Here is a 22,876-nt window from a genome sequence, read left to right as displayed (position 1 = left end):
ACCCGGCCTCGCCCGCGGACGAGAGCGGGGCGGTGAGCGTGCCGGCGGGCGCGCTTCGCGGATGACTCCCGCCGGTCGCCGAGGGCGTCCGGTGCGCGGGAACCGCTGCCGGCGGGGTCATGCCTGCCCGGCCGACCCCGCGCCGACGCCCGCGGCCTCGGCTGGACCGGTCTCGCCGGCCGCGCTCGACGACGCGCGTTCGATGTGGCCGACGAGCTCGCCGACCGTCGAGATGTGCTCCATGTCGTCGTCGCTGATCCGGACGCCGAACTCGTCCTCGGCGACGACGACGGCCTCGACGAGCACGAGCGAGTCGACGTCCAGGTCCTCGACGAACGACTTGTCGGCGGTCACCGCGGCGGAGTCGACCTCCGCGACCCGGACGAGGATGGCCGTCAGGTGGGTGAGGATCTCCGAGGGTGACATGCGAACCGCCTTTCGTGGCTGGGCGTCGGGGCGTGGGACGGACGGGGCGGGCGCGTCCCCGTCAGGGGCACCGGATGACCTGGCCGCAGTAGGTCAGGCCGGCGCCGAAGGCGAAGAGCAGGACGGGGTCGCCGGGACGCAGCTCGCCGCTCGTGCGCATCCGGGTGAGCGCGAGCGGAATGCTCGCGGCGGACGTGTTGCCGACCTCGACGACGTCGCGGGCGATCGCCGCGCGGTCCGCTCCGAGGGTGTCGACCAGCGCGTCGACGAGGCGCAGGTTCGCCTGGTGGACGACGACGCCGGCGAGCTCGGCCGGCTGGATCCCCGCGCGCTGGCACGCCTCGCGCAGCTTCGGCGCGAGGCTGGCCGCCCACCGGAACACCGACCGGCCGTCCATGCGCAGGAGGTCGTCGCCGCCTCCGGGCACGCGGATCAGATCCTTGCGGGAGCCGTCATGACCCCACACCGGCGGTCCGATAGGGGCGGTGAGCCCGCCCTCGCCCTCGTCGAGCCCGCCTCCGCCGAACCCCGCGTCGCCGCCGACGACGGCGGCGCCGGCGCCGTCACCCCACAACGGCGCCGCCTTGGGGTCGTCCCAGTTGGCGTAGTCGGTGACCCGTTCGGACGCGACGACGAGCGCGTTGCGGGTCGTGCCGCTCGTCACGGCGGACGCGGCCGTGGCGAGCGCGTAGCAGAAGCCGGCGCAGCCCGCGATCGTGTCGAAGGTGCCGGCCGCGCGGATGCCGAGCAGGTCGGCGATCTCCGGGGCGAGCCCGGGGATCTGGGACGGCCGGCTGGAGGACGTCAGGATCACCAGGTCGACGTCGGCGGGAGCGAGCCCCGCGTCGGCGAGGGCCTTGCCGCCGGCGACGGCGGCGAGTTGCGCGACCGACTCGCCGGCGCCGGCGATACGCCGGGTCCGCACGCCGGTGCGGGCGCGGATCCACTCGTCACTGCTGTCGAGGCGGGCGCACAGCTCGTCGTTGGTCACCACCCGGGTGGGCAGGGCGCCGCCGAGACCGAGCAGCCGCGCGCCGCCCACGCGCGGGCTCACCGGGACGCCCCGGCCAGCGGCTGCCGACCGGTCAGGTCGGCACGAGCCAGGTCGAGGCACTCGGTGAGGAATCCGAGATAGGTGCGCAGCGCCCGGGTTCCCGTCGCCACCAGGTACTCCAGGTCGTCGGGGCGTTCCGTGAGCACGCCGGTGAGCTGGCGGCGGTTGAACGTGGTGTGCCCCTGGTCGAGCTCGACGTGGTCGGCGACGAAGCTGTAGCCGGCGCCGTCGGGGCCGATGAAGCGCCGGGCGGCCACCAGCACGGTCGGGCCGATCGCCGTGGACAGCCGCTCGATCTCGTACTCGATCGCGACCTGGCCGTAGGGGCGGGTGCCTTCGATCGTGTCGTGGTGCAGCTCGATGTAGTCGAGCGCGCTGGCCAGCGGCGGCGCGGCGAACAGCGCCTCGAGGTCGATGCCGTCGCGGCCGGCGGGGTGTGTCGCCAGGTACCGGGCATCGGTGATCATCATCTGCTCGTGGCCCGACTCCGCGCGGGCGTGCGCCCGCAGCGCGCGGCCGAGGTCGGCCAGGCCGATCTCGGCGCAGTGGTCGCCGGCCGTCGAGATCCAGCCCTCGACCGGCCTCGTCATGTGCACGCCGTGTACCGAATAGCGCAGCATCCAGGCGTGGAAAAGCCTCGGATCGCCGTCGTCCGCGAGAAGGCCGCGCAGTCCGGGGTGATATTCGACGGCCTGCCGCGCGGGGGTCACGCCGGCCTCGTAGGCGGCGAAGGCGACGGTCTCGGACCCTGGGTCGTCTTCTTTTCCGGTTCCCGTTCCTTCGCCGGTCACGGTGGAATTTCCGACGGCCGGCGCCGGGGCGGCGCGGCCGGTGTGGTCGCTGTACTGGGTCATGCGCGGAAGACTCCTGTCTGTTCCTCGAACTGTTCGGCAAGAATGTCGACCCCGGGAATGCGGCGCCGGGCGTCACGCAGCATCGGGCACATGTCGTCGTCGTACCGGTCCGACGGCACGCGACAACTGGTCATGGGTGTGTAGCCGAGTCGTTGGTACAGGAGGTGCTGACCGTCCCGGGTTCCCGCCGCGCACAGCATCATGGGTCGGTCGACATCGCGACCGAGCGCGACGAGGGCGGCGACGAGCAGCGGCGCGGTGCCCTTGCCGCGCCGGCCGCCGGCGACCACGAGCCGGCCGGTGTCCAGGATGTCGGCCCTGGTGGCACCGTGCGCCGCGAGTGCCGCGCTGACCGGCCCGGCCCCGATCAGCCGCTCCGGCGACGAGAGGGCACACCGCTCGGCGGGGATGGCGCGCACGTAGCCCACCAGAGTGCCGTCCGCCCGGTCGCGCAGCGCCAGGTGAAACGCGTCGGGGTCGGATTCGTCGGCGTCGACGAACTGGTTGTCGGGACTTCGGAACGCCGGCCGGCGGCCATCCGACCACAGCACCTCGGCGCGGAAGGCCCGCAGCGCGGCGAGGGTTGTATCGTCGATCTCCGATCCGCTTCCCCAGCCCGCCGGAGAATGTATCTCGAAGTCGAGTACCGCGGCGTAGCGGGACGCGATGCGGATGGCCGTCGCCGGGCTGGGAGGGCTGGTTGATGGCACATGAGAAGTGAACCGCCCAGTCGCGCCGACATCCTGAGTGACGCTTACTCAAAGAATGTCAGCTGTCGGATCGTCCCCTACTCAGGTTCGCGGCCGGATACTCACCGGCGGACCGTGGTGACGTATCTCCTATTGTGCCCGCCTGGCGGGGCGGGAGAAAGTGCTTTAGTCCGTTCCCGGGCAGGGGAGCGGCTACTCGGCGCGGACGGCCTCGATGATGGAGAAGGGCGACGCGGTCGGGATCGTCTGGCGTACCTGGAGACCGGCCGAGCCGAGCAGCGCCGCGTACCCGTCGGCGTCGCGTTCGCGGCCACCCAGCCCGGTGGGCGTCACCTGGACCCACCGGGCGCGGCGCCCGCGCGGTTCTACCTCCAGGACCGCGCGGTCATCACCTCGCTCGGTGGCAAGGTCTTCGCCGTCGACTTCGACGGTCCCGGCCGGCGGTTCGCCAGCGCGAACGAAGACGGAACGCTCGGCGTGTGGAACTCCGACACCGGCGATCTCGACAGGGTCCTCACAGGTCCGGATCCCGGATACTCGCTGTACGCCGTGGCGTATGCGAAGCGACGCAACCTTCTGGTGGCCGGTGGCGTCGACGCCAGGGTCTGGGTGTGGAACGCCACGGACTACTCGCTGGTCGGCTGCTTTCCCGGTCACGCCCAGCCGATCGAGTCGGTCGCCTTCACGCCGGACGAGCAACGACTGATCAGTACCGAGATCGGCGATCTGACCCTGCTGTGGGACACGGTGAGCTGGCGGGCGGCCCGGTTTCCAGGGCCAGTGGGCCAGCCGGTTCGGGACACCGCCTTCGACCCGCGCGGCGGCATCCTCGCGGCGAGCTACAACGACAGTCGTGTCCGGTTCTGGAACGTGGCTACCTCGACCGAGGTCGACCAGCACTCCGAGCGAATGCAACCGATCGCGGGTATCGCGTACTCGCCGGACGGCAAGCTTCTGGCCGTCGCCTATCACGACGGTGCCGTGGAGATTCTTTCCACGGACACCCGCGTCGCGACAGGGGTGCTGCCCGCTCATCGCGGCGTCGTCAAGGCAGTCGCCTGGTCGCCTGGTCGCCGGACGGCCGCCTGCTTGCCAGCCTCGGGCGCGACGACAGGTATCTTCGGCTCTGGTCCGTGGCGGACGGCGCGGAACTGGCCGGCCCGCAGCGGAAACACAACGGCCAAACGCGTGGCGTCGTCTTCGGTCCGTCGGGAACGCGCATCGTCACCTGCGGCCTCGACAAGAAGATAATCATGTGGAGCATTGATCCCATCTAAGTCTGGGTCTGGAGATCTGATGGGTAGAAAAAAGGTCCTCGCGGTGCTGCTCTCCGTCGTCGGCGCGGTCGCTGTGACGTGGCCACCGGGATCCGTCGCGTCTACCACGCCGGTCACCCAGCCCCTCGGCGAACCGATCTTCGCCGACGAGTTCACCGGAGCCGCCGGGACAGCACCCGACCCGGCGAAATGGAACCTGGCGCGGCACTGGGCGGAAGACGGGCTGGTCAGCGCCTACACCAGTGATCCGCGCAACGTGACGCTGGACGGGTCCGGAAACCTGGTGATCACCGCCAGGCGGGAGCAGACCAGCGCGTTGTGCGACGGTGTCCCGTGCGAGTACACCTCGGCTCAGGTGACCACGCAGAACCGGTTCACGGGGACGTACGGCCGCTTCGAGGCACGGATCAAGGTGCCTCCCGGCCAAGGACTGTGGTCGGCTTTCTGGGCGCAGGGCGCGGACATCGACACGGTTGGCTGGCCGCGCAGCGGCGAGATCGACATTCTTGAGCACATCGGGAGCGAGCCCAGCCGGGCGCACGCCGGAGTCCATGGTCCGCCCCTCCCCGGTTCGGGCAGGGTGGACTCCAGCGACGTGCGCGCCGCCGAGCTGCCCGGCGGCGCTCCGCTCGCGGCCGGGTTCCACGTCTACGCGGTGGACTGGGACGCCGATGAGCTTCGGTTCTCGGTGGACGGAAACGTCGTCGTGGTGGTGACCAAGGCGGACTACGGCGCGGGGTGGGTGTTCGACAAGCCGTTCTTCCTCATCCTCAACCTGGCGGTCGGGGCATGGGCAGGGACACCCGGACCCGCCACGGCCTTCCCCGCGCAGCTGCTCGTCGACTACGTACGGGCCTACGAGAATCCGGCCCCACCGCCCACCGCCGAGCCGTCGCCAAGTTCCAGCCCGCCCGTGGGCACCGCGTCGCCGAGTGCCAGCCCTACCGCGGGCACCGCGTCGCCGAGCCCCAGCCCAACCGCCGGCACTCCGTCACCGCGGACGCCGACACCCACCAGTCCCACGGAAGGACCACTGCCACCGGCCGGCCCGGCGACGCCCATCACCGCCGAACCGAACTACACCGGTTGACGGCGACCAGCTCCGGAGGACTCCGCCGCCACCCGGCAGCGCCCAGGTGGCGGCGACCGGGCCGACCCGACGGCGGGCGGAGCGGCCGCCCCACCACTCCTCTCCCGCGTCGCGGCAGACACTGGGGATCCCGGACGTCCTGTCAGACGTCAGGGTCACGAAACAGTGCTGGTCGCGGCTCTGGTGTCTGACACGATTCCCCGTGACGTCGGACAGGACGAGCGCGCCGCCGCGGGCGGGCACACGGCGAACGTTGCCGGGCATGGCATTAGCGCAGAGGCCGGAAGAATTCCCGTACGTCATCCACGAAGATGTCCGGTACTTCCATCGCGGGGAAGTGCCCGCCGCGGGGGAGCTCGGTCCAGTGCACGATGTTGAAGAATCGCTCGGCGTGCGGCCGGAGCGACCGGACCAGTTCTCCCGGGTAGTTGGCCACTCCGGTTGGCACGGATACCCGTCGTTGTGGCACCATTGTCTCCGGGGCCTGGCGTCGTTCCCAGTACAGGCGGGCCGACGACGCGCCGGTGAGGGTAACCCAGTAGACCATCACGTTGGTCAGCATCTGGTCCTTGGTGAGGACAAGGTCGCCGCCGGAGCTGTCGGTCCATTCGTGGAACTTCTCGATGATCCAGGCCGCGAGTCCGGCCGGTGAGTCGTCGAGCAGATAACCCATTGTCTGCGGTCTGGTCCCCTGGATCAGGTCGTAGCCGCCGCCGGCGCGTCCCATCCGCCGTGCCCACGGGGTTGGGGGAGCGGGCGCCTCGCCGCTGGGCGGTGGCACGTTCATCAGGTTGACGTGCAGGCCAAGGACGCGTTCCGGGCGCAACTCGGCCATGTTGTAGGAGACGATCGCGCCCCAGTCCCCGCCCTGGACGCCATAGCGCTGGTAGCCGAGCCGATCGGCGATCTCACCGAAGGCGGCGGCGATCCGCCGGGGGTTCCAGCCCGTCTCCGTGGTCGGGCCGGAGAACCCGTAGCCGGGCAGCGAGGGCACCACCAGGTGGAACGCGTCGGCGGGGTCAGCCGGATCGGACAGCGCGTCGATCACGTCCAGGAACTCGACCACGGAGCCAGGCCAGCCGTGGGTCAGGAACAACGGGACGGCCGTCTCGTGACGCGACCGAATGTGCAGGAAGTGGAAACGCTGGCCGTCGACCGTCGTAACGAACTGCTCGTAGCGGTTCAGGCGGGCTTCGTGGACCCGCCAGTCATAGGAGTCCAGCCAGTAGCGAATGATTTCCTGGAGCACTTCCAGCGGGATACCCTGTTCCCAGCCGATACCCGGTATCTCATTCGGAAGGCGTGTCCGCCGCAGACGTTCGGCCAGGTCGGTGAGGACGCCGGCTGGCACATCGACTCGGAACGGATCCAGCGCTGTCACTTGCGCGATGGTACCGAAGACGGCTGGGTCGGGTCTGAAGATCGCCGCGTCGTGCGCTTCGGTCCAGCAGGGCAGTAGATCTGCTCCCGCGAACGGCGAGGCGATGGCCGCGAGCTGGGCGCGGTCGCGGGCACGGTCCTCGCGGCCGGTCAGGCAGCGGCGATCGGCGAACCGAGGCCGACGCCCGCGGCCGAACCGGCCGACGCGGGTGTGATGGTCAGGCTGGCCAACCGCCCGCGGCGGCAGTGGACCTGGCGAACTCGGCGAAGGTCCGCGGCTGGCGACCAAGGGCACGCGGCACGCCGTCGGAGACATATTCGTCCGTACCTTCTCTGAGCGGCTCCATGACGTCCGCGAAGGCTTTGGCGTCCGCGGGTGGCAAGCCCCGCTGAACGAGTTCGGCGACGTAGTGCTCGACGGAGAGCGGCACGTAGCGGATGTCGCGGCCGGTGGCCTCGGAGATCGTGGCGACCGCCTCGGTCAGCGTCACCGCCAGGGGTCCGGACAACTCATAGATCTGGCCCGCGTGCCGGTTCTCGGTCAGCGCGGCGACCACCACCGCGGCGATGTCCTCGGCATCGACGAAGCTGGCAGCCCCATCGCCGGCGGGCAGCCGCAGCTCACCGGCGCGGATCGCATCGGCGAAGAAGCCCTCGCTGAAGTTCTGCGCGAACCAGCCCGGCCTGCTGATCGTCCACTCCAGACCGCTCTCCCGCACGGCGGCTTCACCGTCGAGGAAACCGTCCAACACGCCGCCGCTGTCCTTCGCGTAGTCCGGATTGTCGATCCCGCGCCCCGAGGCCAGCACGATCCGCTGTGCCCCATGCCGCACCGCTCGCTCGATGAACGGGCGAACGAGCTTTGTGCCGTCCAGTTGCACGACGTAGATGGACCGCACGCCCTTCAGAACGGCATCCCAGGAGCAGCTGTCGGTCCAGTCGAAGAGGTGCTCGCCGTTCCGGGCCGCCGCGCGGACCGGCAGTCCCTTGGCCCGCAGTCGGCTGACGACGCGGCGGCCAGACTTGCCGGTCGCCCCGGTGACAAGAATCGGATGTTCAGGCATGTCTCCAGTCAACCGGCCGGCCCTGAGACGGTCCATGGCTGCAAGGCTCCGGTTGATGTCTAGGCGTCTACGATGAGGGTGTGGACGCCGTGTCGGAGCTGTTGGGAGAGGTACGGGCGCGCGGTGCCATCTTCCGGCAGACGATCGTGCGACCCCCCTGGGCTCTGCGGATGGCCAGTGGCGCTCCGCTGACGCTGGCCACGATGCTGCGCCGCCATGCCTGGATCGTTCCCGACCAGCACGAGCCGGTGCCCATCGGCGTTGGAGACATCGCCGTCATCCGCGGCGACGTGCCCTACACCGTGGCCGACGACCCCGCGACCACGCCCTCGCTGGTCGTGACCAGCGCTGACTATTGCCCGGGGGCCAACGGCATCGAGCGCGCTTCCTGGCCCGCTCGAACCTGCGGAACTCCCACCGAAGGGGCGGCCGTGCTGCTCAGCGGGGCTTTCGAGCGCCGGGGAGAGCTGAGCGAACGGCTGCTGCGGGCCCTGCCCGCCGTGCTGGTGGTGCCGGCCCAGGACAGCCCTGCTCCGTCGGTCGAGACGGTGGCCGAGGAGATTGCCAGAGACCGGCCAGGACAGCAGCTGGTGCTGGACCGGCTGCTGGACCTGATGCTGGTCTGCGCGCTGCGCGGCTGGTTCGACAATCCGGATGCGGATGCCCCGGCCTGGTGCCGCGCACTCGACGACCCGGTCGTGGGTACCGCGCTGCGGCTGTTGCACGACACCCCCGCCCGCCCGTGGACGGTGGCGGACCTGGCGGCCGAAGCCGGGGTGTCGCGGGCGGCGCTCGCCCGGCGGTTCACGGCGCTGGTCGGTGAACCACCGATGTCCTACCTCACGGGCTGGCGGATCGCGTTGGCCGCGGACCTGCTGCGGGAGACCGACCACACGGTCGGCACGATCGCGAAGAAGGTCGGCTACGCCAACGCCTTCGCGCTGAGCGTGGCGTTCAAGCGACTACGCGGCACTCGCCCCAGTGATCACCGGAGCCCGGAACCAGCGTGGCGTGCCGACCGGCGTTCGCCGACGACGCCACCAGGCTGATCGCGAGACTCCCCGCGGCGGCGCGGAAGCCCGGCCGCCGCGGAACGGCCCGCTACGAGGACCGCAGCCGCGGCGCGAAGAACACCGGCGCCTTACCGACGACACCGCGTTCATGTGGCTGTTCGGCCTCTTCGGCCGGCGTCGCCGCCTCGCCATCGTCCTGGCCCGGGGGCGGATCACCTGGCTTGCGCAGGACCACCAGGCGGTATCGGACCGCGCCGAGGGCCGAGAGCAGAAAGAGCAGGAACGTGGAGCGGATCGGGACATGTCCACGGCCGGTGACCGCGCGAGCGATGCCATTCGAGAGCAGGTAGAGGTAGGTCGGCAGGGTGAGCCTGGTGACGTCCTGGTCCTGTTCGACCACGAGTCCGGCCTTGTCGGCCATTGCCTGGTAGTCGCCGTCCGACCACGTCGACTGCCGGCCGTATCCCTTGGCGACCTGGTTCTCGAGCCAGCGGCTGGCGGCGTTGTCTGTGTCGGCATTGTCCGCGGGCACGAAGTCCGACAGAGACAGCCGTCCTCCGGGTTTCAGGACCCGCCGCGCCTCCTGGAGGAAGGTGAGTCGGGACGGGAAATGGAAGATGCACTCGACCGCGAGAACCGCGTCGAACGCGGCGGAGGGCAGCGGAAGCGCGCAGCCGTCCGCGCAGATGAACCGGGCACGGGTGGGCAGGGCTCGGGCAAGCTGTCGATGGTCGATGTTCACACCGACCAGCCGCGCCGTCGGTAACCTTTCGGATAATCGCCCCAGCGTGCCTCCGAAGCCGCAGCCGACATCCAGAACGGTCATGCCATCGGAGATCAGTGCCCCGGCGGCGACCGTGTCATCGAGACGCTCCTGCGCGGCGACGACATTCCGCCCTCGGATTCCTGTACCGCGCAGCCGCGGCCACAGCCCCCAGTGTATGTGCCGGGAAAAGGCGTCCGACCCCTGGTCATCTCGGCCGCGGTTGTCGAGCAGTACGTCTATGTAGGGGAGTTCCACACCCACCCCATGGGCCGAAGGTATGCGTCAAGAAGACCGACTGACCGCCCGGCATCCCATCTGGAACGGCCTGTTCGTCGCATGTACTTTGTCTAGCACAGTCAGCCCGGATCTCTCACCCTCGGTCGGGTGTAATCTTGGGACTGGCTTCGGTGTGGACGTGGCAGCGGATCCGGTTTACCCCCTTGCGGGTGCCTCGCTGTGGGCGCCGGCTGTTCTTCCTTTCCTCTCGCGCCCGCGTCGGGGCTCAAGGTGGCCGAGTTTTCCGGGCAAAGTAGCCGCGGTCAGTCACCTCGACGCACAGGAGGTTGGCCGGCCGGTGCCCGAAAGACGCGAGCCCGGCGGCCCGCGCCATGGGGTTCAGCGCCAGGCGTTCACGGGGAGGCGACCGGGTGGTCGCGCTGGCCGTAGGCGGTCTGGTAGCGGTGGTAGAGCCGGTCGACGAGCTCGGGGGGGATCGACTTGGGGATGCCGAGCTGGTGGGCGAAGTGGACGCTGCGGGCGACGTCCTCGCACATGACGGCGGCCTTGACCGCGGCGCGGGCGGTGGGGCCGATGGTGAACACGCCGTGGTTGGCCATGAGGACGGCGGGGGAGCGGTGCCCGTCGAGGGTGGCGACGATGGCCCGGCCGATGGTGTCGTCGCCGATCGCGGACAGCGGGCCGACGGGGATGGGTCCGCCGAACTCGTCGGCCATGGCGGACAGCACGCACGGGATGGGCTCGCGGCGGGCGGCCCACGCGCACGCGTAGGGCGAGTGGGTGTGCACGACGCCGCCGACGTCCGGGCGGTGGCGGTAGACGTAGGCGTGCGCGGCGGTGTCGCTCGACGGGCTGAGACCGCCCGCGACCACGGTGCCGCGCAGGTCGCAGACGACCATCTTCTGCGCGGTCAGCTCGGCGTAGTCGACCCCGGACGGTTTGATCACCATGACCTCCTGGCCCCGGGCGTCGCGGGCGCGGGCCGAGACGTTGCCGGAGGTCCAGGCGACGAGGCCGTTGTCGACGAGGGACAGGTGCAGGCCGACGAGCTGCTCGCGCGCCTCGTCCACCCCGGGCCAGGGTGCCTGGTAGGTCATCGTGGGTCTCCGGTCGGGCTGGTCGCGTCCGGGCTCGTCGTGTCCGGGCTGGCCGCTGTCGCGACCGGGCGGGCGAGGGGCGATGGGTCGGTAGGTGCCGGACCGTCCGCCGGACCCGCGCGGCCGCGCAGGGCCTCGTCGCGCAGGGCGCGCAGGCGGTGCAGGACGCCGCCCGCGGTGCCGAGGGAGTCGTGCAGCGCGCGGTACTCGTCGTAGAGGCGGGAGTAGGCGGCGTGCCGGGCCGGGTCGGGAAGGTAGGCGTCGCGGTGGACCCGGCCCATGGCGGCCGCGGCGGCGGGGACGTCGGGGTAGGCGCCGGCGGCGACGGCGGCGTGGATGGCGGAGCCGAGCGCGGGGGCCTGGCTGGTCGCGGCGAGGTGGATGGGGTGGCCGAGGACGTCGGCGTAGAGCCGCATGAGGGTGGCGTTCTGGATGAGTCCGCCGGCGGCGTAGAACTCGCGGACGGGCACGCCGGCGTCGCGGAAGGCGTCGAGGATGCGGCGGGTGCCGAACGCGGTGGCTTCCAGCAGCGCGCGGTAGACGTGTTCGGGGCGGGTCGCCAGGGTCAGGCCGACGAGCACCCCGGACAGGGTGTGGTCGACGAGGATCGACCGGTTGCCGTTCATCCAGTCCAGGGCGAGCAGGCCGTGGCCGCCGACCGGGTCGTCGGCGGTCAGCGCCGTGAGGTACTGGTGCAGGGACTCGCCCGCCGCCCGGGCGGCGAGGCGGTAGGAGTCGGGGACGTTGCGCTCGGCCCACCAGGCGAAGATGTCGCCGACGCCGGACTGGCCGGCCTCGTAGCCGTAGCGGCCGGCGATGATGCCGCCGTCGACGACGCCGCACATGCCGGGGACTTCGGCCAGCGCGTCGGCGGACATGACGTGGCAGGTGGACGTGCCCATCACCGCGAGCATGTGCCCGGGCTCGGTGACCCCGACCGCGGGCGCGCTGACGTGGGCGTCCACGTTGCCGGCCGCGACGACCGTGCCCACGGGCAGGCCCGTCCAGCAGGCCGCGCGGGCGGTCAGGCGCCCGGCCGGGGCGCCGAGCGGGAGCAGCGCGGTGGACAGGCGGGTGTCGGCGTAGTCCGCGAACGCGGGGTGCAGAGCGGCGAAGAAGTCGCGGCTCGGGTAGGCGCCGTCCTGGAAGACGCCCTTGTAGCCGGCGGTGCAGGCGTTGCGGGTCTCCGTCCCGGTGAGCTGCCAGACGATCCAGTCGGCGGCCTCGATCCAGCGGTTGGTGGCGGCGTAGATCTCGGGATCGTCCTCGAGGACCTGCAGCGCCTTGGCGACCTGCCACTCGCTGGAGATCTTCCCGCCGTACCGGCCGATCCAGGGCTCGCCACGCGCGTGGGCGAGGGCGTTGACGCGATCGGCGTGCGGCTGGGCGGCGTGGTGTTTCCAGAGCTTGGGCCAGGCGTGCGGCCGGTCGGCGTAGCCGGGCAGCTGGCACAGCGGGGTGCCGTCGGCGGCCGTCGGCAGCACGGTGCACGCGGTGAAGTCGGTGCCGATCCCGACGACGCGGGCCGGGTCGATGCCGGCGGCGCGCACCGCGGCGGGCACGGCGGTGGCGAGGACCGCGAGCCAGTCGGCCGGGTTCTGCAGCGCCCAGTCCGGGGCGAGCGCCCGGCCGCCCGGCAGCCGGGTGTCGAGCACCCCGTCGGCATAGGGGTGCACGGCGGTGGACAGCTCGTGCCCGTCGCGGACCCGGATCACGCTGGCCCGGCCCGACAGGGTGCCGAAGTCGACGCCGACGACACAGGCGTCCGCGGCGAGGTCGGTGCTGGCGGTCATGGTGCTCCTCGTGGGTCGTCCGGGCGCCGGCTACCGGCGGTCTAGGCTGAAGTAGAGGTCGTTCAGCCGCAGGTCGGCGGTGAAGGAGCGGACGGTCGTGTCGGCGTCGATGGGCGCGAGCTCGAGGCCGGTCATGCCGGCGAACGTGTCCAGCATGTCGAGGTCGACGGCGGTGGACAGGACGGTATGGTGCGGGCCGCCGGCGGTGAGCCAGCATTCGGCGGAGGTCGGCAGGCTCGGCCGCGGGGACCACACCGCGCAGGCGACCGGGAGCCTCGGCAGCTCGTGGTCGGGCTCGACGACGTCGATGCCGTTGGCCACGAGCCGGAACCGGCCGCCCAGGTCGGCCAGCCCCACCACGACGCCGGGCCCCGGCGCGGCGGTGAACCGCAGGCGGACTGGGTCCTCGCGCCCGCCGATGCTCAGCGGGTGGATCTCGACCGTCGGGCGGCTCGCCGAGATCGTCGGGCAGACCTCGAGCATGTGCGCGCCGAGGATCCGCTGCGGACCGGGGCCGAGGTGGTAGGTGTAGTCCTCCATGAACGACGTGCCCCCGGGCAGTCCGGCGCCCATGACCTTGACCGCGCGCAGCAGCAGCGCGGTCTTCCAGTCCCCTTCGCCGCCGAAGCCATAGCCGTCGGCCATGAGGCGCTGCACCGCGAGGCCCGGTAGCTGGCGCAGCCCGCCGAGGTCCTCGAAGTTGGTGGTGAACGCGCGGTAGCCGCCCTCGGTGAGGAAGGCGCGCAGCCCCGCCTCGACCCGGGCGGCGTAGCGCAGCGACGCGTGGCGCTCGCCCCCGGCGCGCAGCTCGGCCGCGACGTCGTACTGGTCGTCGTAGACGCTCGTCAGCTCGTCGATCGTGTCGTCGTCGACCTTGTCGACCACGTCGACGAGGTCGTTGACCGAGTGCGTGTTCACGGCCACGCCGAGGCGGATCTCGGCCGCCACCTTGTCGCCCTCGGTGACGGCGACGCCGCGCATGTTGTCGCCGAAGCGGACGAGCCGCATCCCGCGCAGGTCGGCGCGGGCGGTCGCGACCCGCGCCCAGCGGCCGACACGTTCGCGGGTGAGGGGATCGTCGACGTGACCGACGACCGTCACCCTCGGCAGCCGTAGCCGGGTCTGGATGTAGCCGAACTCGCGGTCCCCGTGTGCCGCCTGGTTGAGGTTCATGAAGTCCATGTCCAGGGTGTCCCAGGGCAGCGCCTGGTCGGCCTGGGTGTGCAGGTGCAGCAGCGGCGTGCGCAGCGCCTCCAGCCCGCGGATCCACATCTTCGCGGGGGAGAAGGTGTGCATCCACGCGATCACCCCGACGCACGCCGGGTCGACGTCCGCCTGCGCGCACACGGCGGCGATGGCGTCGGCGTCGGTCAGGACCGGCTGCCAGACGACGCGTGCCGGGATCGTCTCGTCGCCGTCCAGCCTGGCCGCGACGCGACGTGACTGCGTCGCGACCTGGTCGAGCGTCTCGGGCCCGTAGAGGTGCTGGCTCCCCGTGAGGAACCAGACGGCGGCACCCGGCAGGGCGGGCACCGCCAACGGGTGACCGGGCAAGGACATGTGACCTCGTCTCGGGGCGAACGATGGCACCGGCACGACCAGCTGACAGGCGGCGTCGCGGCGGCGGCACGAAGCGGAGGGCCGGGCTGTCAGGCACAATGTTAGCGTTAACATTCCGGGCGTCAAGCCACGGAACGGACCGGTGGGGGAGCCGGGACCGGTCGCCTGGAGCCACCTGAGTGATCGGCCAGGCGCGGCTCAGCGGGGTGGGGCGACGCTGTCCCGTTCGACCAGCGCGGGCACGACCGGCGCTAGGCGTGGCGGCCCGTCCGGCGGCGAGCCGTCCAGCTGGGACAGCAGCAGACGCACCGCCTGCTCGGCCACGGCCGCGAAGTCGGGCCGCACGGTCGTGAGCGGCGGGCAGACGTACCCCGCCTCCGGGATGTCGTCGAACCCGACGACGCTCACGTCACCGGGCACCGACCGCCCCGCCTGGCGCAGCGCCTTCATGACGCCCATCGCGAGGTGGTCGCTGGCCGCGAAGACCGCGCGCGCCGAGGGCATCCGCGCCAGCAGCTGGCCGGCCTCGTACCCCGCGTCCAGCGACCAGTCCGCCGCCAGGACGGGTGGCACCTCGGCGCCGGCGTCGAGCAGCGCCTCGCGCCAGCCCAGCACCCGCTCGGCGCTGTCATACCAGCCCGCCGGACCGGACACGTGCCAGACCGTGTCATGCCCCGCCGCCAGCAGGCACCGCGTCGCCAGGCGCGCGCCGTGGCGCTGGTCGATGGTGACCAGCCGCGACAGGCGGCCCGGGTCACCGCCGATCACCACCATCGGCAGGTCGTCCGGGACATCGTCGAGCGCCTCGTTCGCCGAGGTCACCGGCGCGATCACCACGACCCCCGCCACCCGCTGGTCCAGCAGGCGGCCGATCGCCTCGGCGATCGAGCTCCGGTCGAGCGCCGGCACGCTGGCCACCCCGACGGCGAATCCCGCCGCGTTCACCGACCGCTCGACCGCGGTCCGGACCGACGTCGGCCCGTACAGCGCGGTGTTCTGCGCCACGATCCCCACGACGTGCGACTGTCCGGTGACCAGCGTCCGGGCCACCCGGTTCGGCCGGTACCCCAGCTGCTCCATCGCCGCCCGCACCCGCAGCCGCGTCTGCTCCTTGACGTTCGGGTGGCCGTTGAGCACCCGCGACACCGTCTGGTGGGACACGCCGGCCAGCCGCGCGACGTCGGTCATCCCCGGCGTGCGCCGCGGGGCGCCGCGGGCGCCATCCACGTCGTCCGCCGGGGGCGCGGCCGGCCGGCTTGCGGCCGCGCGCCGACTCGCCCCCGCCGCGTCGCGGGACCCGGATGACGTGTTCTGGCCTGGCATGTTAGCGATCACTTTAGCATCGGGCGGACGGCTGTCCCAGGTGCTGGGTCGGACAACGGTCTGGTGGGCCGCCAGCCGCGAGCTGGTCGGAGCCGCCGGGCGCTCGCACGCACCCCATGGTCCTGCCGCCACCATGCCGCGAACCGCCGGTTCCCGCGGCGCCGGGTCGCTCGTCGTCTCGCGCCGCTCTGGCGGCGTGATCTTCGGCTATGGCGGACCATGCGGTGGGCTTGTGTATCTTCTCGATCGGTCTTGCGGGGAAATGGCTGTTTTCCCTGACGGGTGTGGTGGTGCGGGCTAGCGTGTGCGGCATGATCGAGCCGACCAGCGACGAGATCGCCTACGACCAGGAGCGGTTGCGCCAGTTCGTGCGTGGGGAGGCCCGCGCCCATGGTCTGTCCCGCCGTTCGCTGCTGCGGTTACTGGCCCTGGCCACCGGGCCGGGGGCGGCTGTCGCGGCGGCGGCCGGGCCGGCCCGGGCCGGCACGCCCGGTATCCCGACGATCGTCAAGCCGCTGCCGCCGGAGGTCTTCACGGTCCGAGGGACGAACGCGGAGACGAATTTCGAGGCGCTGGCCGGGCTGGGCCGGGCCGAGCCGGCCAGTCACTTCTTCGTGCGCAACCACACCGCGACCCCACGGCTGGACGCGGCGAACTGGCGGCTGCGGGTGTTCGGCGACGGGCTGCGTTCCAAGCCCTCGGCCGCCGACGCCGTCACCTTCGACTACCACGACCTGCGCCGGCTGCCGGCCCGCACCCTGGACGCCTTCGTGGAATGCGCCGGCAACGGGCGCAGTTTCTACACGACCCAGCAGGGCCAGGCGGTCTCCGGGACGGCCTGGCGGCTCGGCGCAATCGGGCAGGCCAGGTGGCGCGGTGTCCCGCTGTCGACGGTTCTGCGCCGGGCCGGGATAACCGGTGGGGCCATCGATGTGATGCCCCAGGGCCTCGACGACGAGTACGTGGCCAACGGGGAGAACCTCGGTCGGGTGCGGCGGCCGCTGCCCGTGGCCAAGGCACTGGACGACGTGCTGGTGGCGTATGAGATGAACGGCGCTCCGCTGCCACCCGACCACGGCTACCCGGTGCGGCTGATCGTGCCGTCGTGGGTCGGCATCGCGTCGATCAAATGGGTCGGAGACATCGAAGTCTCCACCAGTCCGTTGCTGTCTCCGTGGAACACCCAGTTCTACCGGCTGTTCGGCGACACCTGGCCGGGCGGCGCGAGCCCGCCGCTGACGACCCAGGTGACCAAGAGCGCGTTCGAGCTGGCGTGGAACGCCGCGCTTGACGGCGGCGGCTCGCGCCGGGTCCGGCTGACGGGCCGGTCGTGGTCGGGGCAAGGGCGGGTCACGAAGGTCGAGGTCAGTACCGACGGCGCTACGACCTGGCGGCGGGCCCGCCTGCTCGATGCGCCGGCCCGTAACCAGTGGGTCCGCTGGGAGTACGACTGGCGCCGACCCGCTTCCGGGCCCGCGATCCTGGCCGCCCGAGCCACTGACGAGACCGGCGCCACCCAGCCGGCCAGCGTGCCGCCCAACACCCAGGGCTACCTGTTCGGCGCCGTCGTCCTGCACCCGGTGACCGTGACATGACCTCCTGACCCCCAGGGCCAGCGTCGCGGCGCTGGCAGGGAACACGCGTCCGGCGTCATCCTGTAACGTGCCTGAACTCGGTTCGCTCCGCCGTCACGAGACTCAGAACGGCGGCTGGCGGCCGTGCCAGGTCGAGCCTGCTCGCCGCCGGTCCTGGTGGCGTGGTGACTCGCCGTCGGAACGGCCGCTCTTGCGGATTGTCCGGGGTGCAATGGCTCGCGCAGCCTACCCCGAACGCGCCATCGGCTGTGCAGGCACCTCGGGAGGCTTGGTATGCATGATAGTGAGCTTGAAGCGATCGAGGGACTGTGCTCGGCGGCTACTCCTGGGCCATGGTTCGTTCGCACGCTCGATGATGATCGAGCGATGAATATCGTCGCGGTAAGCACCGTATCTCGGGCTGGGTCTGGAAGGGCTGAGAGGTGGCCTGGTTTCGACCACCGGGAGATGATCGCCGCCACCCTGGTGCAGCATCCACGATATGTGGATGTGGGTGATGGCCGTTGGGATGAGAATGCTGCCTTCATCGCGATGGCGCGCGAGGCCGTGCCGCGACTGATTGGCGAAATCCGCAGGCTGAGGGAAATTCTGGACAGTCGTGGGGATCTGTGAGAATTCTCAGCTTCTGGTCGCGCGGAATCGACCGAGGGCGGTCGAGGAGTTCCAGAACTCGGCCACCGGCGGTGAGCTACTCCTCCGGGCCACCCGACCAGGGTGATCGCTTGGTGGGCTGTCGCCCCTGATCCGTCTCCGTCGAATCCGACCTGTGCCGTGGCCAGCCGTCGACGACCCGAAGGTCCGCGCGCCGGGGCCAGCGCCGGACCCCACGAGCCGCCCGTGAGACAGAGCCGGCCGTGACGGCGAGCCGGAACATCCGTCGCGCCCTGGCCGGATCCGCCGCCGGGGGATCATTCGACAGAAGGATCCGCCGGGACCGCCCCGAGTGGGGCGAACGCGTGGCCGTATGGCTGGAGGTACTGACATGACCGACGCCGGAGCACTCGCCGGGGAGTCGACGGGGCCGTTCCCCGGCTGTCTGGACACCGACCTGATCCGGCGGTATGCCGTGGCGACCGGCGATCGGTCCGAGCGGGTGCGGTCTGGCCTGGCGGTGCCGGCGGTCGCGATCGTGACCCAGATCTGGGCGGCCCAGGAGGCCGGCCGCAAGGCGCTGGTGAGTGAGGCGGTGCTGGCGGCGGCTTCGGGCGGGGTGCACGGCGAGCACGATGTCGTGCTGCACCGGCCGTTGGTCCCCGGTGAGCGGCTGCGGACCTGGGTGCACGGCTTCGCGGCGCGGCCGGCGGGTCGCAACGCGCTGGTCACGCTGCGCTATTCGACGCTGGACGAGCGGGACGAGGTCGTCGCCGACCAGTTGTGGACGACCGTGTATCTGAACGCCACCTGCGCGGCGGTCGGGTCGTCCGTGCCGGACCACGCCTTTCCCGCCGAGGCGCGGCGGCGTCCGGTGGGGGACTACCCGGTGGCGGTGGACGCCGAGATGCCGCGCCGGTACGCGGAGGTGTCGGGGGACTGGTCGGACCACCATTTCGACGTGGCGGCCGCGCGTCGCGGTGGTTTCGACCGGCCGTTCCTGCACGGGCTGTGCACGATGGCGCTGTGCGCGCGGGAGGTCGTCGGCGCGGTGGCGGGCGGCGACCCGGAGCGGGTCCGGCGGGTCGCGGTGCGGTTCGCCTCACCGGCGTTCGTCGGCGAGGACCTCCGCGTCGGCGTCTACGAGGCCGGCGGGCTCGGCTACGCCTTCGAGGCCGACTGCGCCGGAGTCCCGGTCATCACGCACGGCCGGGCGGAACTGCGCGGCTAGCGCACGGTCCCCGAGCGCCGTACCCACTCGCCGCGGAATCCGAGAGGTCCGGGCGGAACGATACAGGCATGACCGGCGAGGAAGGCGAAGAGAAGGCGGAACTCGTGCTGCGCGCGTTCGAGCGTGCCGGGTGCCCGGAGCGCTACTACGCGCTCTGCGCGGACGCGGGGAAGGCGCCCGGGCAGTGGCCGGATCTGGACAGGCAGACGGCCGCGCTCACCGCGGCCGGGTTGGAGGCGCGGTACGACGGTCGCGAACGGTTCTTCGCCTGCCGGACACGCGGCGCGCAGGCGGACGACATCGGACTGAACGTGGCGATCTCGGCTGGCATCGAACTGATCCTTGTGTGGGAGCGCAGCGGCGGACCTTTTCACCGGGCCGCGTACCTGCTCGCCGAGCGCGCGGGCGGTCCACTTCCCGATCCGCCCTACCCGCGCGTGACATTCGGATCCGGCCGCCCCTTCGAGACCGCCGTCGCCGAGTCGGCCGCGCTCTTCCGCGACGTCCGCGCGGCCCTTCGGGAACTCATCCTGGCGGGGGACCCGGCAGGAAATCGCGGAACACCTGCCTGATGCTGCCGCGGGCAATGTCTGCCCTGCCGACGGACGGGCGGTGCGGCGCGCCGCTCCTCTCCCGCATCGTGGCAGCCACGCGAGGATCCCGAACGATCCTGTCGGACATCAGGGTCACGAAACGGTGCTGGTCGCGGCTCTGGTGTCTGACACGATTCCCCGTGTCGGACAGGACGAGCGCGCGGCCGCACGCGGGCACAGAGCGAACGTCGCGGAACGCCGACCTGGCTAGAACGGGGTGAGTACGAAGGTCAGCTGGGACGGCGCGCGGTCCTCGACGTACGAGGCCTGCCCGCCGACGTCGTCGAAGGCGAAACCGTAGGCGCGGCCGTTGTCGGTGTGCGCGTGCAGGACCCGCGCGTAGTGGTTGGTCACCGTGTCGCGGTAGAAGACGGCGGGGTCGGCGGTGGGCTGCGCGGCGTCGGCCAGCAGCGTCGAGCGGTTGAACCCGGCGCCGAGCACGGCCGCGACCGGTCCGGTGACCCCGTCGTTGGGGGCGCCGAGAGCGCCGTCGCAGAAGAAAACGTCGCGGCTGCTCGGCCGGGCGAACGACGCCACCGGGCCGTCGAAGGTCAGCGTGTCCCCGACCACCCGCCCGGTGACGCGCCGCCCGGCGGCGTCGACGGCCAGCGGCCGCGACGCGTAGCGGCTCCACACCGCGTCGACGTAGGAGTCGTAGTACGCGGCGGGGAACAGCCCGGCGTCGATGCCGTGCCCGGGGGCTATCACCCGCAGGTCGTCGACGACCAGCGGGGCGAACGCCGGGATCGCCCGCAGCGCCGCGAAGATCGCGTCCCGGCCGCCGGGCACGACCCGGCCCGTGGTCTGGTCACCGTCGCCGTGCAGCCGCAGCAGGAGCGGGACGCTGAACATGTCGACCATGGTGGTGTTGCAGAACATGCCGGCCGCGTTGTGGGTGAACTCGACGAAGTCGTGCAGCACCGCGTAGCCGGGCGCGTCTCGCACCCAGCCGGCCGGGTACTGCAGCGCCGGCCGGCCGGCACCGTCGGCGACGACACGGAAATCGAGCCGCGCGCCGATCGAGACGTAGATCCGCCCGGACATCCCGACCGGGATAGCGGCCACGGTGTCGCCGTCGGCCGCCAGCGGGATCGCGATGTCGGCGCCGTCCACGCCCGCCGCGACCTCGGTGACGCCGCCGTCCGGGCGGCCGTAGACCTGCCGGCCGGTGCTCAGGTCGGTGCCGACGACGTAGAACCAGATCTCGCGGTTGGCGTACCGGTAGGTGTGGTTGACGACGACCAGCGGCAGCGGCGTGCCAGGGGTGTGGGCCGGGATCTCGACCGCGGCCCCGGTGGCGGCGACCAGGCCGGCCTGGCCAGCCCCGCCGCCGCGGGCGGCCGCGAGGACGCCGCCCGCTCCTGCCCCGGCCAGCGCGGCGGCGCCGCCGCTCAGCAGGGCTCGTCGGTTCAGCATCACGGGTCTCCTCGATGGTGACTGATGGCGACGCTCTCGGATGGCGACGTTCTCGGACGGCGCCCACGGCACCGGTGCCGCCGGCGTTGAGGGCGGCACCGGCACCGACGGCGTCGGCCCCACAGGGGCGACGGCGCCGGGGTGTCGACGGCGCCCCGGGGAGGGGGAACGGAGGGGGCGCCGGCGACGCCGGCCGCGGCGGGGTGGCCGCGGCCGGGGCCGGGTCAGCCGGTGGAGCCGGCGGCGAAGATCCGGGTGAACTCCAGCGGCTGCTGGGCGAGGCTGCTGCAGGTCGGCTGGGCGTAGTCGGCCGGGCCCCCGGGGCACGGCTGGTCCCGGGTCAGCGACCACATGGACCACCAGGCCAGGTCGTGCGCCACGGCGAACGCGGCGACCTGCCGGGCGTCGGACGGCCGGAACACCTCGGTCCGCACGTCGTTGACCCCGATCATCGGGGTGACGGCGAGCCGCGACCAGGCCTCGGCGTCCGAGAGCCCGAACACGCCCTTCACCTGGGCCTGCGTGGCGGTCACCGCGTCGATGGCGTAGGCGCCCATCCGGCCCTCCGGGTTCGGCGCCGCGCCGTCGCCGTAGTCCATCGCCATGACATTGACCGCGTCGACCCGTACACCGCGCTCCCGCGCGTTCTCCAGCAGCGCCACGCCCGGCTGGGTCAGCTCCGACGGCAGCACCGGGAGCGTGAACGACACGTCCAGCTCCCGCCCCTGGGCCGCCGCGGCCCGCTGGAGCTGGGCGATGGCCTGGGCACGCCGGTCGTTCGCCGCCGTGTCGGGCAGCGACGAGCCCTCGATGTCGAAGTCCACCCTGGTCAGCCCGTAGGTACTGATCACCTCGCCGTAGGCGGCGGCCAGCGCCGCCGGGCTGGCGCAGGCGTGCGCCAGCTCGGTGCCGTTCGCGCCGCCGAACGAGACCCGGACGTCGCCGCCGAGCTCGCGCAGCCGGCCGATCTGGCCGGGGACCCCGTCCTGGCCCAGCTCGGACACGCCGCCCCATCTGGGGTCGCAGCCGCCACCGCCGGCGAGCACGAACGCCAGCGTGTAGGTGCGCACCCCGGTAGCCCGCGCGGCCGAGACCAGGTCGAACGGCGGGTACAGCGAGGTGTCGATGTAGGGCGCGAAGCGGTCGGACCCGCCGCCGGGTGGCGTGCTGGCGGGCGGCGCGGTGGTCGCCGCCGGCCCCGACGGGGTCGTGACCGGGCCGGTCGGCCCGCTCGTCGCCGGCGCGGACGGCGGCGCGGAGGTGGTGGCCGAAGGCGGCGTGGACGAAGGCGCCGGCCCGTCGCCGCCGGCGGGCGCGCACGGGCTGCCGTCGATCCGGCACCCGGTCGGGTCGCTGACCCCGCCCGGCTGGCTCACCACGAAACCGACGTCGACCGTGGCGCCGGGCGCGAGCTCGGGCTGCCACGACGGCGGGGTGACGGTCACGTGCCGGCCCTCGACCCGATGGCCAGCATTCCACAGCGACGTGAGCCGCGCGCCGGCGGGCAGGTCGAACTCGAGGGTGAACCCGCGGGCCGACCCGGTCGTGTTCGTCACCCGGTACTGGGCGGAGTAGCCGGTCTCCCAGTCCACCGTCCGCGAGTACGCCGCCGCGAAGCCGGCGGCCGACGCGGTGCCGGGGATGGTGAGGGCCAGGACGAGCCCGGTCACCGCCGCCAGCGCGACCGCCGTGCCGGAGACGACCTGTCGGCGGCGCCGGCGGTGCCGGCCCTGCTTCGACGACATCGTGATGTGACCTCCTCGGTGTGCGTCCGCGGCGGACGCTAGCCAGCGCGCGGGCCGGCGC

General features: G+C 72.2%; 20 protein-coding genes and 1 pseudogene. 8 read left to right on the top strand and 13 right to left on the bottom strand.

Annotation, left to right across the window (positions count from 1 at the left end; translation table 11 throughout):
• Positions 1–117 precede the first annotated feature (117 nt).
• The 4 genes from I6A81_RS18040 to I6A81_RS43515 all read right to left on the bottom strand — a co-directional run bounded on the left by I6A81_RS18040 (position 118) and on the right by I6A81_RS43515 (position 3,044).
• Complete coding sequence (locus tag I6A81_RS18040; protein ID WP_203000151.1) at positions 118–426, bottom strand: acyl carrier protein; 309 nt, start codon at positions 424–426, stop codon at positions 118–120.
• A 61-nt stretch (positions 427–487) separates the two neighbouring features.
• The gene (locus I6A81_RS18035; protein ID WP_307874733.1) at positions 488–1,480 is read right to left on the bottom strand and encodes a beta-ketoacyl-ACP synthase 3; all 993 of its coding nucleotides are present in this window, start codon (positions 1,478–1,480) and stop codon (positions 488–490) included.
• Entirely contained in the window at positions 1,477–2,334 is an 858-nt protein-coding gene (locus I6A81_RS18030; RefSeq protein WP_203000153.1) for a heme oxygenase-like domain-containing protein, read from the bottom strand. Before I6A81_RS18030 ends, I6A81_RS18035 begins: the two co-directional genes overlap by 4 nt.
• Entirely contained in the window at positions 2,331–3,044 is a 714-nt protein-coding gene (locus tag I6A81_RS43515; protein ID WP_203000155.1) for a GNAT family N-acetyltransferase, read from the bottom strand. The genes I6A81_RS18030 and I6A81_RS43515 overlap by 4 nt, the downstream gene beginning before the upstream one ends.
• On the opposite strand from I6A81_RS43515, the pseudogene I6A81_RS45625 reads away from it, so the two are divergent.
• The 3 genes and pseudogenes from I6A81_RS45625 to I6A81_RS18010 all read left to right on the top strand — a co-directional run.
• Positions 3,045–4,097: pseudogene (locus tag I6A81_RS45625) on the top strand (WD40 repeat domain-containing protein); the annotation flags it as partial.
• Positions 4,098–4,102: 5 nt separating this feature from the next.
• The gene (locus I6A81_RS46220; RefSeq protein WP_407661323.1) at positions 4,103–4,321 is read left to right on the top strand and encodes a WD40 repeat domain-containing protein; all 219 of its coding nucleotides are present in this window, start codon (positions 4,103–4,105) and stop codon (positions 4,319–4,321) included.
• 19 nt (positions 4,322–4,340) lie between these two features.
• The gene (locus tag I6A81_RS18010; protein WP_203000158.1) at positions 4,341–5,411 is read left to right on the top strand and encodes a glycoside hydrolase family 16 protein; all 1,071 of its coding nucleotides are present in this window, start codon (positions 4,341–4,343) and stop codon (positions 5,409–5,411) included.
• A 268-nt stretch (positions 5,412–5,679) separates the two neighbouring features.
• On the opposite strand, the gene I6A81_RS18005 is transcribed toward I6A81_RS18010, so the two are convergent.
• Together I6A81_RS18005 and I6A81_RS18000 are read right to left on the bottom strand one after the other, a co-directional pair.
• Positions 5,680–6,792 carry an epoxide hydrolase family protein gene (locus I6A81_RS18005; protein ID WP_203000161.1) on the bottom strand — a complete coding sequence of 371 codons (1,113 nt, stop codon included), beginning with the start codon at positions 6,790–6,792 and terminating at the stop codon, positions 5,680–5,682.
• A 217-nt stretch (positions 6,793–7,009) separates the two neighbouring features.
• Positions 7,010–7,891: an NAD(P)H-binding protein gene (locus I6A81_RS18000; protein WP_203000163.1), complete on the bottom strand. Its 882-nt coding sequence runs from the start codon at positions 7,889–7,891 to the stop codon at positions 7,010–7,012.
• Between the two features lie 44 nt (positions 7,892–7,935).
• Between I6A81_RS18000 and I6A81_RS45620 the strand changes: the two genes are divergently transcribed.
• A complete protein-coding gene (locus I6A81_RS45620) occupies positions 7,936–8,904 on the top strand; it encodes an AraC family transcriptional regulator (protein ID WP_203000165.1) in 969 nt (322 codons plus the stop codon).
• Between the two features lie 52 nt (positions 8,905–8,956).
• Here I6A81_RS45620 and I6A81_RS17990 read toward each other — a convergent pair whose 3' ends face one another.
• The 5 genes from I6A81_RS17990 to I6A81_RS17970 form a co-directional block, all read right to left on the bottom strand.
• The gene (locus tag I6A81_RS17990; RefSeq protein WP_238428308.1) at positions 8,957–9,694 is read right to left on the bottom strand and encodes a class I SAM-dependent methyltransferase; all 738 of its coding nucleotides are present in this window, start codon (positions 9,692–9,694) and stop codon (positions 8,957–8,959) included.
• 569 nt (positions 9,695–10,263) lie between these two features.
• The gene (locus I6A81_RS17985; RefSeq protein WP_203000169.1) at positions 10,264–10,968 is read right to left on the bottom strand and encodes an L-ribulose-5-phosphate 4-epimerase; all 705 of its coding nucleotides are present in this window, start codon (positions 10,966–10,968) and stop codon (positions 10,264–10,266) included.
• Complete coding sequence (gene araB / locus I6A81_RS17980) at positions 10,965–12,761, bottom strand: ribulokinase (protein WP_203000171.1); 1,797 nt, start codon at positions 12,759–12,761, stop codon at positions 10,965–10,967. The genes I6A81_RS17985 and araB overlap by 4 nt, the downstream gene beginning before the upstream one ends.
• A gap of 30 nt (positions 12,762–12,791) precedes the next feature.
• Positions 12,792–14,321, bottom strand: coding sequence for an L-arabinose isomerase (gene araA, locus I6A81_RS17975; RefSeq protein WP_203000173.1), 1,530 nt, complete (start codon positions 14,319–14,321; stop codon positions 12,792–12,794).
• Positions 14,322–14,519: 198 nt separating this feature from the next.
• Positions 14,520–15,509, bottom strand: coding sequence for a LacI family DNA-binding transcriptional regulator (locus I6A81_RS17970; protein ID WP_203000175.1), 990 nt, complete (start codon positions 15,507–15,509; stop codon positions 14,520–14,522).
• Positions 15,510–15,955: 446 nt separating this feature from the next.
• On the opposite strand from I6A81_RS17970, the gene I6A81_RS17965 reads away from it, so the two are divergent.
• The 4 genes from I6A81_RS17965 to I6A81_RS17950 all read left to right on the top strand — a co-directional run bounded on the left by I6A81_RS17965 (position 15,956) and on the right by I6A81_RS17950 (position 19,633).
• A complete protein-coding gene (locus I6A81_RS17965) occupies positions 15,956–17,239 on the top strand; it encodes a sulfite oxidase (RefSeq protein ID WP_203010241.1) in 1,284 nt (427 codons plus the stop codon).
• Between the two features lie 447 nt (positions 17,240–17,686).
• Positions 17,687–17,851 carry a hypothetical protein gene (locus I6A81_RS17960; RefSeq protein WP_203000179.1) on the top strand — a complete coding sequence of 55 codons (165 nt, stop codon included), beginning with the start codon at positions 17,687–17,689 and terminating at the stop codon, positions 17,849–17,851.
• 370 nt (positions 17,852–18,221) lie between these two features.
• Positions 18,222–19,061, top strand: a complete 840-nt coding sequence (locus tag I6A81_RS17955) for a MaoC/PaaZ C-terminal domain-containing protein (protein ID WP_203000181.1) — start codon at positions 18,222–18,224, stop codon at positions 19,059–19,061.
• A gap of 68 nt (positions 19,062–19,129) precedes the next feature.
• Complete coding sequence (locus I6A81_RS17950) at positions 19,130–19,633, top strand: hypothetical protein (RefSeq protein ID WP_203000183.1); 504 nt, start codon at positions 19,130–19,132, stop codon at positions 19,631–19,633.
• Between the two features lie 228 nt (positions 19,634–19,861).
• Here the strand turns inward: I6A81_RS17950 and I6A81_RS17945 are convergent, their stop codons facing one another.
• The gene (locus I6A81_RS17945; protein WP_203000185.1) at positions 19,862–21,070 is read right to left on the bottom strand and encodes a beta-1,3-glucanase family protein; all 1,209 of its coding nucleotides are present in this window, start codon (positions 21,068–21,070) and stop codon (positions 19,862–19,864) included.
• Positions 21,071–21,294: 224 nt separating this feature from the next.
• Positions 21,295–22,815, bottom strand: coding sequence for a cellulose binding domain-containing protein (locus tag I6A81_RS17940; RefSeq protein ID WP_203000186.1), 1,521 nt, complete (start codon positions 22,813–22,815; stop codon positions 21,295–21,297).
• Positions 22,816–22,876 lie beyond the last annotated feature (61 nt).

Source organism: Frankia nepalensis (assembly GCF_016786325.1).
GTDB classification, from domain to species: domain Bacteria; phylum Actinomycetota; class Actinomycetes; order Frankiales; family Frankiaceae; genus Pseudofrankia; species Pseudofrankia nepalensis.
This window is presented reverse-complemented; position numbering and strand designations above follow the sequence as displayed.

Excerpts from the sequence above, each read along its gene's own strand:
- I6A81_RS18040 (WP_203000151.1), bottom strand. The coding sequence starts at position 426 with ATGTCACCCTCGGAGATCCTCACCCACCTGACGGCCATCCTCGTCCGG.
- I6A81_RS18030 (WP_203000153.1), bottom strand. The coding sequence starts at position 2,334 with ATGACCCAGTACAGCGACCACACCGGCCGCGCCGCCCCGGCGCCGGCC.
- I6A81_RS18010 (WP_203000158.1), top strand. The coding sequence starts at position 4,341 with ATGGGTAGAAAAAAGGTCCTCGCGGTGCTGCTCTCCGTCGTCGGCGCG.
- I6A81_RS18000 (WP_203000163.1), bottom strand. The coding sequence starts at position 7,891 with ATGGACCGTCTCAGGGCCGGCCGGTTGACTGGAGACATGCCTGAACAT.
- I6A81_RS17990 (WP_238428308.1), bottom strand. The coding sequence starts at position 9,694 with ATGACCGTTCTGGATGTCGGCTGCGGCTTCGGAGGCACGCTGGGGCGA.
- I6A81_RS17985 (WP_203000169.1), bottom strand. The coding sequence starts at position 10,968 with ATGACCTACCAGGCACCCTGGCCCGGGGTGGACGAGGCGCGCGAGCAG.
- araB (WP_203000171.1), bottom strand. The coding sequence starts at position 12,761 with ATGACCGCCAGCACCGACCTCGCCGCGGACGCCTGTGTCGTCGGCGTC.
- araA (WP_203000173.1), bottom strand. The coding sequence starts at position 14,321 with ATGTCCTTGCCCGGTCACCCGTTGGCGGTGCCCGCCCTGCCGGGTGCC.
- I6A81_RS17970 (WP_203000175.1), bottom strand. The coding sequence starts at position 15,509 with ATGACCGACGTCGCGCGGCTGGCCGGCGTGTCCCACCAGACGGTGTCG.
- I6A81_RS17965 (WP_203010241.1), top strand. The coding sequence starts at position 15,956 with ATGATCGAGCCGACCAGCGACGAGATCGCCTACGACCAGGAGCGGTTG.
- I6A81_RS17960 (WP_203000179.1), top strand. The coding sequence starts at position 17,687 with ATGATCGCCGCCACCCTGGTGCAGCATCCACGATATGTGGATGTGGGT.
- I6A81_RS17955 (WP_203000181.1), top strand. The coding sequence starts at position 18,222 with ATGACCGACGCCGGAGCACTCGCCGGGGAGTCGACGGGGCCGTTCCCC.
- I6A81_RS17950 (WP_203000183.1), top strand. The coding sequence starts at position 19,130 with ATGACCGGCGAGGAAGGCGAAGAGAAGGCGGAACTCGTGCTGCGCGCG.
- I6A81_RS17945 (WP_203000185.1), bottom strand. The coding sequence starts at position 21,070 with ATGCTGAACCGACGAGCCCTGCTGAGCGGCGGCGCCGCCGCGCTGGCC.
- I6A81_RS17940 (WP_203000186.1), bottom strand. The coding sequence starts at position 22,815 with ATGTCGTCGAAGCAGGGCCGGCACCGCCGGCGCCGCCGACAGGTCGTC.